Below are 12,591 nucleotides of genomic sequence, written 5' to 3' on the forward strand. Positions count from 1 at the left end.
AATTATTCGTCTCTAAGTGCTACAATAGGTTTGATTTTTGCAGCATGATAGGCAGGAAAAAAGCCTGCCATTGCGCCAGCGAATACTAATAAAATTAAAGTAGTAATCGCTACCCCAAAATCTACTTCTGGATTTAAAAAATAGTCGCTTTTCACATAAGGCCCAACCAGTTCAAGTAATAATAAACTGGATAATAAACCTATAAAACCTGCAATTGTGGTAATAAAAATAGACTCGTGCAATATCATCCCAACAATAGAAATGGGCGATGCGCCAAGTGCTTTTCTAATTCCAATTTCTTTAGTACGTTCTTTTACAATAATCAGCATAATATTACTAACCCCAACTACTCCTGCTATGATGGTACAAATTCCTACCCACCAAAAAAATAGACGGATGTACAAATTCAAATCATAAAATTGTTTGGCATTTTCGATAGAATTATTAATACCTATGGCACTTTCATCATCGGGAGCAACAGTATTTTTACTTCTTAATAACTGCCCAAGTTCCTTTGTAAATTCGGTTGATTGCGCCAAAGCTTCTTCATAAGTAGCTTTTTTGTTAAGTGTAAATTGCATATTACTAATCTTGTCACCAACGCTAAAAGCCTTTTGAGTAGTAGTTATTGGTAAATAAACTCTAGACTCCTCTCTTTCTCCGGAAGGGTCCGTAAATACACCTATAACTTTAAAATTGACATTATTTATAATAATTTCCTGGCCAATAGAATTTTTATCTTTGAATAAATCTAGTTTGACTTTTTGACCAATAACAGCTACTTTTTCATTGTTCTTAAGGTCATTATCATTTATGAATCGACCACTTACTACAGTAGCATTTTCTAAAGCAAGATAATCAGGATAAATTCCTCTATATTGATAATTGCCTGTTTCTTTTCCGTGAACAATAACTCCATTCCAATAAGTATACACCGCAGACTTACGGTCAAGTTTATCCACAAACTTAGCAACAGCCATATCATAATCACTATTTCTAAATTGAACTTCACGTCCCGGATTTAAACCTTTGTATTGTTTGGTAGTAGTTCCTGTCCAAACTTCTATAATTCCATCAGCATCACGTTCGAATTGCTTAGCTATCCCGTTTTGCAATCCTTTGCCTGCTCCAAGCAAAATCACCAAAATAAAGATACCAGATGCCACAGAAATTCCCGTCAAGAAAGTTCTCAACTTGTTCTTGGCAATCGCCTCGAATATTTCCTGCCAGCGTTCTGTATTAAACATAAGAAGAAGCTCTTACTTGTTCTACTAATTTATCATCTATAATCAATCCGTCTTTTAAGACTACATTTCGCTTGCACATCGCAGCAATATCTGGTTCGTGAGTTACAATCAGAATGGTTTTTCCTTCATCATTAATCCCTTGAATTAGCTCCATAACTTCATAAGATGTTTTGGTATCTAATGCACCTGTTGGTTCGTCGGCCAATAATACTTTTGGATTTGAAGCCAAAGCTCTAGCTATTGCAACCCTTTGCTTTTGTCCCCCAGAAAGTTCATTCGGTAAATGATGAGAGTGACTATCAAGACCTACTTTTTTCAAATATGCCATAGCAATTTCGTTACGCTCTTTTCGTTTTACCCCTTGATAATACAAAGGCATTGCGACATTATCTAAAGCCGTTTTGTAATTAATCAAATTAAAGGATTGAAAAACAAAACCTAGAAACTTATTACGGTACCTAGATGCAATGGTCTCATTCAGGTTTTTTATAGGTACATTATCCAAAACATAACTTCCACTATCTGCCTCATCTAATATGCCTAAGATATTGAGCAAGGTCGATTTACCTGAACCAGATGAGCCCATTATGGCTACCAACTCTCCTTCTTGTATATTGAAATTAATTCCTTTAAGAACATGTAAGGAAGAAGAACCCATCTTATAGGATTTATGCAAGTCTTTAATTTCAATCATACTAAAAAAATTATGGCATTAATGGAATTTATGAACAAAATCAATTGTTAGTATTGCTACCTAAACAATTCTAAACGATAAGACTCGATTGCTTTGAAAATGTTACAAAAAAACTGGAATAATATTTGTTTTAGTATTTTTACCAAAACAAACCTTCATCAAATGTCAAAATTCCTTTTCTTTATTACTATAATAGTAGCAATTTCATTATTTGTAAGTTGCTCTACAGCAAGTAAATTAGATGCTTTAAAACCAGAACCTGACGACGCAGTTCCATTAGTTTACGAAAACAGTCCTTCCTTTATTAACCTTCCGGTGACTATAAAACTAAAAGACATTGAGAACAAGACCAATACACTACTCAATGGACTGATTTATGAAGACAACACTATTGAAGACGACGATATCGAATTGAAGGTTTGGAAAGAAGCGCCAATTACCATTACTAATGCACACCAAGGAACAACTGAAAAGATAAAAACGGTTTTACCCTTAAAAGTTTGGGTAAAATACCGCATTGGCACCAAAAAATTAGGAGTAGAACTCTACACCTACAAAGAATTCAATTTGAATGGGGTAGTAACATTGCATAGCGACATAAGCCTAACCAATTGGCGAATGCACACTAAAACTGAATTAAAATCTTTAGACTGGAAGGAAAGCCCAACAATGGTGCTATTAGGCAAAAACGTTCCAATCACCTATATTATCAACCCTACTATTAGCTTATTCAAATCTAAAATTGAAAGAAAAATTGATGAATCGATTGAAAAATCAATGGATTTTAAACCCAACGTATTGGATGCACTTGAAAAAATTTGCACACCTTTCGAAATGAGTGAAGCTTACTCCAGCTGGCTAAGAATTACCCCTGTTGAAGTTTACACTACAGATGCCCGATTAAAAAACGACACTTTTGTATTAGAAATGGGAATGAAGTGCAATATGGAAACGCTAATTGGCGCTAAACCAACATCAAAATATGACAAAAACAAAATACTCTTAAAACCAGTAACGCAAATTCCACAACAAATCAACACCAATATTGCGGCAGTTTCTACCTATTTAGAAGCCTCTAGAATTATGAGCAAAAATTTTAGTGGGCAAGTCTTTGGTTCAGGAAGTAAAAAAGTGACGGTAAAACAAGTAAACATTTGGCATAAAAATGACAAAATGGTGATTGCTTTAGACCTATTAGGAAGTGTGAACGGTACAATATATCTTTCTGGATTTCCTCAATACAATGAAAAAACCAAAGAAATATATTTTGATAAATTAGATTATGTTTTAGACACTAAAAACCGATTGATGAGAACAGCCAATTGGCTTGCACAAGGCATTATTTTACGAAAAATAGAAGCCAATTGCAGGTATTCCATTCAGACCAATTTAGAAGAAGGCAAAAAAAGCATGATGAGTTACCTCACTAATTATTCACCAATGCCAGGTGTTTTTGTAAATGGAAAAATGGAGGACATCCAATTTCAAAAAATTCAATTAACCAATCAAGCCATCATTGCTTTTATCAATGTAAAAGGCAATGTTAAAGTCACCATAGATGGATTGAAGTAACTATAAAAAAGGCTGAATAAATAATTCAGCCTTTTTTTATTATGATTTTTTCTTTTTCATTCGATAAATATAATAACCAATACCAGCTACTAGCAGATAAGGAATCACCATCAAATACACGATACCATCATTAACCGCTGCTGCTTTTGTAGCATTGCCTTCACTGGTTAATGCTGCTCTACACATTGCACATTGCGCATAGGAAGAAAACTCAAAAAGGAAAAAACAGATTCCCAAAAGCAGGAATTGTAATTTACTAGTTCTTATTTCTCTCTTGTGATTTCTATCTTTAACTAGCATAGTACGGCGCTATCATTAAATAAACGATTACTCCAGTTACTGCAACGTATAACCAAATTGGGAAGGTGATTTTGGCTATTTTTTTGTGTTTATCGAATCTTTGTGCCAAAGCACGAACATAAGTAATAAGTACCAAAGGTATTACGGCAATAGACAACAGAATATGAGATAAAAGAATAAAGAAATAAACATATCTAAGCACACCTTCACCACCATAACTAGTAGAATCTGTCGTCATATGGTAAGCGATATACATCACCAAAAAAGCCAATGAACAACCTATGGCGGTTTTCATTAAATTTTCGTGTAAAACTCTATTCCCCTTTTTAATGGCTAGTACTGCCCAAATTAGCAAAACCGCTGTTATCCCATTGATTGTAGCATAAATCGGAGGTAAAAATCGAAGTGGTGCCACTTCTATTCCAAAATCTTTTAATTTAACTTTAAACAATATAGCAACCGCTACAGGGATTAAAATAGATAGTATTATAATCCATTTATTGTATTTCTGCTCAACTGAATTTTGTTCCATTTTATTCTTTTAAAAGTAATTTAATATCTTCTTGAATGTCTTTAACACCTTTTTTATCTAATCCATCATAGTACAAAATTGGATTACCAAACTCATCATTTCTACAACGAATATGTCCTTTTTTATCAATTAAAGCAAATAAACCAGAATGCTCAAAACCACCACTCACTTTGTTATTGGCAGCAGCATATAGATTAAAACCTTTGTTAGCCAAATCAAAAATAGCCGTTTTGTCTCCGGTTAAAAAATTCCAATTTGAAGATTTAACCCCTAACAACTTAGCATGCGCTTTTAAAACTTCAGGTGTATCTGTTTTTGGGTCTATAGTAACTGATACGATACCAAAATTAGGGTTGCCAAAAAAAGTTTTCTCGATTTGCAACATACTCAAATTCATCTTTGGACAAATGGAAGGACAAGTTGTGAAGAAAAATTCCAAAACATAAACTTTCCCTTCGTAAGATTCGTTATTGATTTTTTTATTGTCTTGATTAGTAAATTCAAAAGACGGTGCTTTGCCAATGTCTACCAAACTTTCTGCAGCAATTCCAGCTCCACTATCTTTATCCAATCGATCCGATTTCACAACAGCATTGCCCTGTACTCGATCGATAATTTTAGGAATTGCATAAATTCCAAAAATTAAAATAATAAAGGATATCCCGATATATGATTTATTCTTAAACATATTACAATTGTTTAGTAGCGTTATTATTCTTTTTCAAAGCCGCTTTGTACTCGTACAAAAGGATTTTAAAGTCATCCAGCATTTCATTACTCAACTCTGCTGGATGAAAGGTATTATACCCTTCTTTGTATTCTTCTTTATCTTTTCTTCCTCTTAAATTGCGTCCTTTATCAAAAATAAAAACGTTGGATGTGCCATAATTGGAATCCAATTGACTCTTAAGTTGCATTTGCTTATAAAAGTTTGCAATCTCTTCAGGAGTTGCGAAAACAAAATTCCATTGCTTTACATCGGTAAAAGCTTTCAAGGCATCCAAAACAGCTTGGGCGTCTTTTTCGGTTCCAAGTGGACAAAGCATAACAAACTGCAAGTCTTTGAAAGTGTGGTAACGTTGGTAAATCTTTTGATTCAAATTGAATAAATTTCCTCTATTGGCAAGTAAATTTGTCCCTGAAAATCCAAGAACAGTTATCTTTCCATCTAAACGAACGACATCTCCTCTCAACGATTTCCAGTTACCAAAGTCAGCAACTTTAGGTGTAATTGTAGGTAATTTGGTAAAACTATTCACTCCAGAAGCAAAAAATAAATAAGCTACTATTGGAAGAATAAACAAGACAAAAAGAACAATATTTTTTTTCATCAGAAGGGTGGTATTGAGAGTGTAAAAATAAAAAAAGCTCCGATATTTCGGAGCTCTTTTCTGAATTAATATTTAGTTAAAAATTCCATTTAATGATAGAATTTTTAAAAACCCCGAATACATAATCACCTTCAGTTAATAGAATAAAAAGTAAATATAAAATTAAAAATATTAGTGGGGCAACTACAGAACTTTGTAAGGATTTTTTTTCTCCCTCCATGTGCATAAAAGCCCAAACAATATAATATGCTTTAACAATTGTCAATATGTAGAATATCCAATTTAGCAAGTTCATTCCAAGAAAATTAGTAAAATGCAATGATTCAGGTTTAATAATACCCAAGATAACTTCAACTGTAGTTACCACTGAAAGCAAACCAAAAACAAACCAAATTCTTTTTGTGTTAGAAACGTGTTCGTGTGACATAATAATAAGTTCCTTTAAAATTAAACAAGATAAAATACGGTAAATACAAATACCCAAACTAAATCTACAAAGTGCCAGTATAAACCAACTTTCTCAACCATTTCGTAGCTTCTACGTTTTTCATAAGTTCCTAACAATACATTAAAGAAGATAATGATATTGATTACAACTCCAGAAAATACGTGAAATCCGTGAAAACCTGTAATAAAGAAAAAGAAGTCAGCAAATAATTTACTTCCGTATTCGTTATGCGTTAAGTTCGCACCTTCAATAACCAATTTTGCATCCGCTAATCTAGCTTCAGACTCTGCTCTTGAAAGCACTAATTTCTTTTTGTCTTTTGTGATAGTTTCTGTTCTAACCAATAAATCTGGATTCGCTTTGAAACCTGCTTGAACTTCTGCAACAGAATAAGATGGTAAAGCTGGCTCACTCATAAACCATTTAGCTTTGTTACGAGTCAATTGCTCACGCTCTTCTGGTAAAGTTTTAGCAAAATCAGCCAAAGCAACACGTTTTCCGTCTTTATCAACAAACTGAAGTAAACTACCTCCTGTTGTTTCTACTGCACCATATTCTCCTTTGATAAAGTTTTTCCACTCCCAAGCTTGAGAACCCACGAAAACTAAACCTCCGATAATGGTCAAAAACATGTAAAGTGCCACTTTATCTTTCTTCATTTGATGTCCTGCATCAACAGCCAATACCATTGTTACAGAAGAGAAAATCAAGATAAATGTCATTAAGGCTACATAATACATCGGAGCTGATACACCGTGTAAAAATGGAAAGTGAGTAAACACTTCGTCGGCTAAAGGCCAAGTTTCAATAAATTTAAATCTAGAAAATCCATAAGCTGCAAGGAAACCAGAGAAGGTTAAGGCATCTGATACGATAAAAAACCACATCATTAATTTACCATAACTCGCTCCCATTGGCTCATTTCCGCCACTCCATATCTTTTCGTCGTTGTTTGCAGTAGTAACTGTCGCTCCCATAAAAATTAATTCGTTAAAAAGTTTCCAAATTTACATTTTTTTCTTATTTAAAGAAATATAAAAACAAAAATAAATAAACCCACAATAAATCAAGGAAATGCCAGTACATTACACCCAGTTCAATTCCAAGAGATTGAGTTGCGCTATATTTTTGTTTAAAATGATTATAAATAATAATTAGCAAAGAAATTAATCCTCCAGCCAAGTGCAACAAGTGCATAACCGTTACAATATAAAGGAATGTCGTAGTAATAGAACTAGCTGGTCCTGTAAAATAATACCCTTTAGCGACAATTTGACCAAAACCTATAAATTGCAATACTACAAATGCAACTCCTAACACTAATGTAACCAACAACCATTGGCTTGTAGCCTTCTGATTGTCTTTTTGAATGGCTTTTTTAGCCAAATGAAATGTAATACTACTAGCTAAAATGGCGAACGTGCTAATAAAAAAAGCGGGAGGCAATTGAAAATCTTTCAACCAATCTACTCTTGATTTACTTACCACAAAGGCACTTGTTAATCCTGCAAACATCATGGTCATACTTACCATTGCAAACAACAAGATCAGCTTATAGGATCTCGCAGTTCTAGATTGATGCTCGTCTTTTGTCATTATCATATCCATAACTATCTTAAAAATTTATCTACAATATATATAATCTGCAAAAGTGTAATATAAGATACACTCACCAACATTAATGTTCTTGCTGCTTTTGCGGTTCTGATTTGGTAAACCTTAACAGCATAAAACAACATCCATAGACCGATTAAAAAAACCAAAACAGCAGCTATTGGACTCAAAAACAACTGACCAGTATAACCAAACATTGGTAAAAGAGATGCAATGATTAACCAAATGGTGTATAAAATTATCTGTAATGCCGTACCATTATCTCTTTTTCCTGTTGGTAACATAAAAAAACCGGCTTTTTCATAATCTTCATACAAAAACCACCCTATAGCCCAAAAATGTGGGAACTGCCAAAAAAACTGAATCAAAAACAAAGTTCCTGCCTCTATCCCAAATTCCCCAGTAGCAGCAACCCATCCTAACATGAACGGAATTGCACCAGGAAAAGCTCCAACAAAAACAGACAACGAAGTCATTGTCTTTAATGGCGTATAAACACTAGTATATAAAAAAATCGAAATCGCACCAAACATAGCCGACTTTGGATTAATACTATACAACAATGCTAATCCTATAATTGTCAACAATGAAGCCACGGCGACAGCTACTCTTGGCTGCATTCTTCCCGAAGCCACTGGACGATTTTTAGTTCGGTCCATTAAAGCATCTAAATCTTTTTCTATTACTTGGTTGTATGCATTGGAAGCACCAACCATACAGTACCCACCAATAGCTAACTTTAGTAATACCCACCAAGTACTTGCCTCGAAATAATCAATTCCCAAAACAAAACCAGCAATGGAAGAAAAAACAACACTAACGGCAAGACCAGCTTTAGTGATGGCTTTAAAATCTAAATAAATGGATTTGAGGGAAACTGTATTTGTCAAAACGATTAAAACTAGTGTTATTTTTATAAAAACTTTTGCAAAAGTAGGTTATCAAAAGGGATTTGACAAAAAACAACTCATAAAAAAAGTTTCTATTAAAAACGGACCAATTAATAATCAAAATAGAAGTTGAAAATATCGGAGCGAACACCTAGTGTTACCCAATTCGTACTCTGGTTAAAAGTGGCAACTGTATTTTTTGAAGGATCAAAACTTCTATAAATATAACTTGTGAAAAGTTTCAAATTAGTAGCTGGATTAACCAAGTAACCTCCTTGAATATCTGCTATAAAAACTTTAGTCTTGTTCCCCTGTCCTACTTTTACTCCTGTATCAAAAGGACGTTTTTCATCGTAGTCTTTATATATATTCCCACCATAGTTAAAACTATCTTCGGTAGTATTAAAATCTAGACCACGTGTTCCTACAGTTACTTTAGCATCTGCAAAAAGTCTTCCTTTGTGATAACGAGCAATAGCGATTAACTCTCTAAAATTCCCTCCCCATTGATGTCCCAAACTCTGATTATTGTGCGCGTAATTCGTAATAGGATTACTATGAGAATACACATAAGGACGCACGTGATTGTATTCTAACTGCAATAAAAGATTCTTTACTTTGAAAGCATTGTAATACTTCACTCCTACTTGATATCCGAATTTGTTTTTCCAACTATTATCACCTCCTTTTACGTCGCCCAATGAGAATTCATCTAGCAAAAATTGTCCGTAGGCATTAATTGAAGCATCCCATTTGTACTTAAATGTAAGACCCAACAAAGCGTTTCCACTTCTAGAGGAAGACCCAAACTCTACCGCACGGTAAAAAATAATAGGATTCACAAAACTCATATCAAAGCCTCTGTTGTTGTCTTTTGTCCAAACTACCGATTCAAAAAAACCTAAATTCAAACGATTCGAAACATTCCAGCTCAAATAATGATTCGCCATAAATTTGGTAGCATACGTTCTATCTACAGTCACTTCTGGACGCACATCTTTTAGCCACATATAGGTATTTGTATATTTTATTTTCCAAAAATTAGTATTGATTTTAAAGTAAGGATAAGGACTAGCACCATCACTTTCTAACAAAGAACGATACCCGTCTCCAATAAAATTTCTTCCGTAACCTAATTGTAAATCTATAAATCTATTGGGAGTAAAAGTAATATTCGCTTCCGCTAAAGGAAAATCATATGCATCATCTTTGAATCTTTTGGCAATTCCAATTCCAGGAATTATAGCAGGATTTCCTCCCGAAGGCTTAATGGATTCTGCATATTGATTGTAATAATCTGCAAAACGCCCTTGACTTTCAAAAACTGTGGTAGTAAAATTCAGTTGTTTCCCCAATCCTCCTCTAAAATTGAGTGCACGAGTATTTACATAAGTATACGAATTCTCGGTTTGAGAAGCTTTACCTAATTGCAAATCAAAAATTGGATTTAAGGTAAACCAATAGTCTTCGCCTTGAATCTCAACAGTGTTTTCATTCCATAATTTTCTCGCCCACCAACCAGAAGCTTTCTTTTTCAACTGCTCATTAACTTCCTTCATATTATAATACTTGGCTACTTCAGCATAAGTATAGGGTTTTGAAGCGGTATGATTGTTACTTCCCACTTGATTCATCTTAGCATCAAACTGCGCATAAAGACTGTGGGAAAAAGGCACATTTAAATGACTTTCATACTCTGGATTACGGTATTTTTTATAAACAATACTATCTAATTCTGTTAGCTTTGGACTTTTAACATTGAGAATTTCTGCTTTAGCAAGTGCTTCTGCTTCGAACTGTTCTTTTGATTTCAAAGGAATGGCAATTGCAATCGTATATTTAGAATAAGTTGGTTTACCATTATAAGTAGCAGGACTCACTTTGGGCATACTTTCGATAACCCTTTTTGCTTCTGCAGCATATGAATCTACAACTGCATCAACATACAACACTTTGAATTTTCCCTCTACGGTAACCTCAAACAGCACTTTTACATTACCTTTAAAGGAATCGTTTTGAGGTACTTTAAAGTTAGAATATACAAAATCTTGTACTTGATCGTAAAAACATTTTTCTATTTCATTTGGTTGAAGATTTTGACAAGCTGTAAAAACAGGAAAACGCTCAACTTCACTAAAAGTTGTAACATTTACGTTTTGCCCAACACACCAATTTAATCCAATAAATAAAAAAAGAACAGTAAAAATTTTAGACATGGTTTAGATTTGGGGATAATTAATATTCATTTTGAGTTGTAGCGCCATCAATAATTGCTTTAGCTCCAGATGTTCCAATTCGCTGAACACCCAATTGAATCATTTCTAAAGCATCTGCATAATTTCTAACACCTCCAGCTGCTTTTACTGGCAAAGGAGATGCATTTTCGAGCATAATTTTTATAGTATCAACTGTCGCTCCATTAGGTTCATTATTGGGCGTTACATAAAATCCAGTAGAAGATTTTACAAAAACAGAGGCGTATTGTTCCTCTTTAAAGTTTTGTATGACTACATTTTTGATTAAAGCAGAAAGTTGCATGATCTGCCCATTATTCAAAGCCGCTACTTCAATAATCCATTTTACTACTTTTTTATGGGCCAATCCTAATTGTGTCCCTTTTAAAATTTCCTCTTTGACTAAAGCAATTTCACCTTTTTTAAAAGCCTCATAATTGCAAACAAAATCCAAATCATCAGCTCCATCGGCGATGGCTTGTTCTGCTTCGGCTAGTTTGGTTGCCAGATCAGATTCACCTTTAGGAAAATCAATAACTGTCCCTATCAACAAATTAGAATGAGCTTCTTGAATCATTTTTTTTGCCAAAGTCACTCGATCAGGACGAATCATAATAAGCTTGAAATGCTCTCGAATAGCCTCTTCAATAAATGATTTGGCTACCAATACATTCTCAGCTTCGGACAAATTAGCTTGTTGATTGGTTTTTAAATAAGTTGAATCTAAGTAGGCTCTAACATCCATTTTAACAAGGAATTGGAATTGATAAATAAGTAGTACAAAAATACATTATTAATTGAATACACCGGTGCGAAGTCCTTTTTTTCTCCGTACTTACCAACAAAAAACAGGATTTTCAATAAATATTCATTAAAAATAAACGTTGCTATAATTCCAAAAAAAAATCCCATCGAAATGGGATTTTAAATTTTATTAGACTTCTATTTTTTCTTTAAATTGATACAAAAGGGCAATGGCAAAAAGAGCTCCAAATACATTCGCTAAAATATCAGTAACATCTGCACTTCTCGAAGTTGTAAAATAGCCCTGTATGAACTCAATTAGCAATCCGAATAAAAAGGAAAGAAAAAAAGATACATACACTACTTTTGAAAAACTACTCAATCTTCCATTTTTAACCAAAGTGATTCCCCAGAAAAAAGTAAAAAATAGATGTAAAAGAATGTGCACTATTTTATCAATTCCCACAATGTTGATGGAAGGAACATCAGACGACTTCATTAGACAAACATAAAGCATCAAAATTGTCCAACTTATTGCAGCAAAAAAATAAAATTGTTTATGCACCAATTAGTTCTTTATAAGAAGCATCTGAAAGCAATTCTTCAATTTCAGCTGGATTAGCAATTTTCACTTTAATCATCCAACCAGCACCATAAGGATCAGAATTCACAGTCTCTGGAGCACTTTCTAAATCATCATTGAATGCGATGATTTCTCCTGAAAGAGGTAAAAACAAATCTGATACAGTTTTAACTGCCTCAACTGTTCCAAAAACCTCATCTTTACTTAAAGTTTGGTCTAAAGTTTCTACTTCTACATATACAATATCTCCCAACTCTTTTTGAGCAAAATGAGTAATTCCTACTGTTGCAATATCTCCTTCGATACTAACCCACTCGTGATCTTTTGTGTACTTTAAATTTGATGGTACGCTCATAATATATAAATGTTGTGTTATTAACAATAAAACGCAAAGATAACTAT

Annotated in this window: 15 protein-coding genes; 1 reads left to right on the plus strand and 14 read right to left on the minus strand. The window is 33.6% G+C overall.

Going from position 1 to position 12,591, the window contains the following annotated elements:
- Positions 1 to 2 precede the first annotated feature (2 nt).
- Both ACSVH9_RS11130 and ACSVH9_RS11135 read right to left on the minus strand, forming a co-directional pair.
- Positions 3 to 1,247, minus strand: coding sequence for an ABC transporter permease (locus ACSVH9_RS11130; protein ID WP_300976924.1), 1,245 nt, complete (start codon positions 1,245 to 1,247; stop codon positions 3 to 5).
- Positions 1,240 to 1,941, minus strand: coding sequence for an ABC transporter ATP-binding protein (locus ACSVH9_RS11135; protein WP_300976923.1), 702 nt, complete (start codon positions 1,939 to 1,941; stop codon positions 1,240 to 1,242). The genes ACSVH9_RS11130 and ACSVH9_RS11135 overlap by 8 nt, the downstream gene beginning before the upstream one ends.
- A gap of 162 nt (positions 1,942 to 2,103) precedes the next feature.
- Here ACSVH9_RS11135 and ACSVH9_RS11140 point away from each other — a divergent pair, with 162 nt between their 5' ends.
- Complete coding sequence (locus ACSVH9_RS11140; RefSeq protein ID WP_438063774.1) at positions 2,104 to 3,513, plus strand: DUF4403 family protein; 1,410 nt, start codon at positions 2,104 to 2,106, stop codon at positions 3,511 to 3,513.
- A gap of 39 nt (positions 3,514 to 3,552) precedes the next feature.
- On the opposite strand, the gene ACSVH9_RS11145 is transcribed toward ACSVH9_RS11140, so the two are convergent.
- The 12 genes from ACSVH9_RS11145 to gcvH all read right to left on the minus strand — a co-directional run bounded on the left by ACSVH9_RS11145 (position 3,553) and on the right by gcvH (position 12,544).
- Positions 3,553 to 3,813, minus strand: coding sequence for a hypothetical protein (locus ACSVH9_RS11145; RefSeq protein WP_438063775.1), 261 nt, complete (start codon positions 3,811 to 3,813; stop codon positions 3,553 to 3,555).
- A complete protein-coding gene (locus ACSVH9_RS11150) occupies positions 3,803 to 4,345 on the minus strand; it encodes a DUF420 domain-containing protein (protein WP_438063776.1) in 543 nt (180 codons plus the stop codon). Before ACSVH9_RS11150 ends, ACSVH9_RS11145 begins: the two co-directional genes overlap by 11 nt.
- A 1-nt stretch (position 4,346) precedes the next feature.
- Positions 4,347 to 5,033, minus strand: a complete 687-nt coding sequence (locus tag ACSVH9_RS11155) for an SCO family protein (protein WP_300976919.1) — start codon at positions 5,031 to 5,033, stop codon at positions 4,347 to 4,349.
- 1 nt (position 5,034) lies between these two features.
- Positions 5,035 to 5,676 carry a hypothetical protein gene (locus tag ACSVH9_RS11160; protein ID WP_438063777.1) on the minus strand — a complete coding sequence of 214 codons (642 nt, stop codon included), beginning with the start codon at positions 5,674 to 5,676 and terminating at the stop codon, positions 5,035 to 5,037.
- 76 nt (positions 5,677 to 5,752) lie between these two features.
- On the minus strand, positions 5,753 to 6,103 hold the full coding sequence (locus ACSVH9_RS11165) for a cytochrome C oxidase subunit IV family protein (protein WP_159690219.1): 351 nt from the start codon (positions 6,101 to 6,103) through the stop codon (positions 5,753 to 5,755).
- A gap of 20 nt (positions 6,104 to 6,123) precedes the next feature.
- Complete coding sequence (locus tag ACSVH9_RS11170) at positions 6,124 to 7,101, minus strand: cytochrome c oxidase subunit 3 (protein WP_315141455.1); 978 nt, start codon at positions 7,099 to 7,101, stop codon at positions 6,124 to 6,126.
- A gap of 43 nt (positions 7,102 to 7,144) precedes the next feature.
- Positions 7,145 to 7,732 carry a cytochrome c oxidase subunit 3 gene (locus ACSVH9_RS11175; protein ID WP_159690213.1) on the minus strand — a complete coding sequence of 196 codons (588 nt, stop codon included), beginning with the start codon at positions 7,730 to 7,732 and terminating at the stop codon, positions 7,145 to 7,147.
- A 2-nt stretch (positions 7,733 to 7,734) separates the two neighbouring features.
- On the minus strand, positions 7,735 to 8,634 hold the full coding sequence (gene cyoE / locus ACSVH9_RS11180; RefSeq protein ID WP_438063809.1) for a heme o synthase: 900 nt from the start codon (positions 8,632 to 8,634) through the stop codon (positions 7,735 to 7,737).
- A gap of 104 nt (positions 8,635 to 8,738) precedes the next feature.
- Positions 8,739 to 10,844, minus strand: a complete 2,106-nt coding sequence (locus ACSVH9_RS11185) for a gliding motility protein RemB (protein ID WP_438063778.1) — start codon at positions 10,842 to 10,844, stop codon at positions 8,739 to 8,741.
- A gap of 19 nt (positions 10,845 to 10,863) precedes the next feature.
- Positions 10,864 to 11,607, minus strand: a complete 744-nt coding sequence (gene deoC / locus ACSVH9_RS11190; RefSeq protein WP_438063779.1) for a deoxyribose-phosphate aldolase — start codon at positions 11,605 to 11,607, stop codon at positions 10,864 to 10,866.
- Positions 11,608 to 11,796: 189 nt separating this feature from the next.
- Positions 11,797 to 12,105, minus strand: coding sequence for a VanZ family protein (locus ACSVH9_RS11195; RefSeq protein WP_438063780.1), 309 nt, complete (start codon positions 12,103 to 12,105; stop codon positions 11,797 to 11,799).
- A 58-nt stretch (positions 12,106 to 12,163) separates the two neighbouring features.
- Entirely contained in the window at positions 12,164 to 12,544 is a 381-nt protein-coding gene (gene gcvH, locus ACSVH9_RS11200; RefSeq protein WP_438063781.1) for a glycine cleavage system protein GcvH, read from the minus strand.
- Positions 12,545 to 12,591: the final 47 nt, after the last annotated feature.

The sequence above is a fragment of the Flavobacterium sp. RSSB_23 genome, assembly GCF_051547145.1.
Lineage (GTDB): Bacteria > Bacteroidota > Bacteroidia > Flavobacteriales > Flavobacteriaceae > Flavobacterium.

What these genes read in the sequence shown, in the direction of transcription:
- ACSVH9_RS11185 (WP_438063778.1), bottom strand. Translation starts at nt 10,844, where the DNA reads ATGTCTAAAATTTTTACTGTTCTTTTTTTATTTATTGGATTAAATTGG.
- ACSVH9_RS11170 (WP_315141455.1), bottom strand. Translation starts at nt 7,101, where the DNA reads ATGGGAGCGACAGTTACTACTGCAAACAACGACGAAAAGATATGGAGT.
- ACSVH9_RS11195 (WP_438063780.1), bottom strand. Translation starts at nt 12,105, where the DNA reads ATGAAGTCGTCTGATGTTCCTTCCATCAACATTGTGGGAATTGATAAA.
- ACSVH9_RS11155 (WP_300976919.1), bottom strand. Translation starts at nt 5,033, where the DNA reads ATGTTTAAGAATAAATCATATATCGGGATATCCTTTATTATTTTAATT.
- ACSVH9_RS11145 (WP_438063775.1), bottom strand. Translation starts at nt 3,813, where the DNA reads ATGCTAGTTAAAGATAGAAATCACAAGAGAGAAATAAGAACTAGTAAA.
- ACSVH9_RS11150 (WP_438063776.1), bottom strand. Translation starts at nt 4,345, where the DNA reads ATGGAACAAAATTCAGTTGAGCAGAAATACAATAAATGGATTATAATA.
- deoC (WP_438063779.1), bottom strand. Translation starts at nt 11,607, where the DNA reads ATGGATGTTAGAGCCTACTTAGATTCAACTTATTTAAAAACCAATCAA.
- gcvH (WP_438063781.1), bottom strand. Translation starts at nt 12,544, where the DNA reads ATGAGCGTACCATCAAATTTAAAGTACACAAAAGATCACGAGTGGGTT.
- ACSVH9_RS11165 (WP_159690219.1), bottom strand. Translation starts at nt 6,103, where the DNA reads ATGTCACACGAACACGTTTCTAACACAAAAAGAATTTGGTTTGTTTTT.
- ACSVH9_RS11135 (WP_300976923.1), bottom strand. Translation starts at nt 1,941, where the DNA reads ATGATTGAAATTAAAGACTTGCATAAATCCTATAAGATGGGTTCTTCT.
- ACSVH9_RS11175 (WP_159690213.1), bottom strand. Translation starts at nt 7,732, where the DNA reads ATGGATATGATAATGACAAAAGACGAGCATCAATCTAGAACTGCGAGA.
- ACSVH9_RS11140 (WP_438063774.1), top strand. Translation starts at nt 2,104, where the DNA reads ATGTCAAAATTCCTTTTCTTTATTACTATAATAGTAGCAATTTCATTA.
- ACSVH9_RS11130 (WP_300976924.1), bottom strand. Translation starts at nt 1,247, where the DNA reads ATGTTTAATACAGAACGCTGGCAGGAAATATTCGAGGCGATTGCCAAG.
- ACSVH9_RS11160 (WP_438063777.1), bottom strand. Translation starts at nt 5,676, where the DNA reads ATGAAAAAAAATATTGTTCTTTTTGTCTTGTTTATTCTTCCAATAGTA.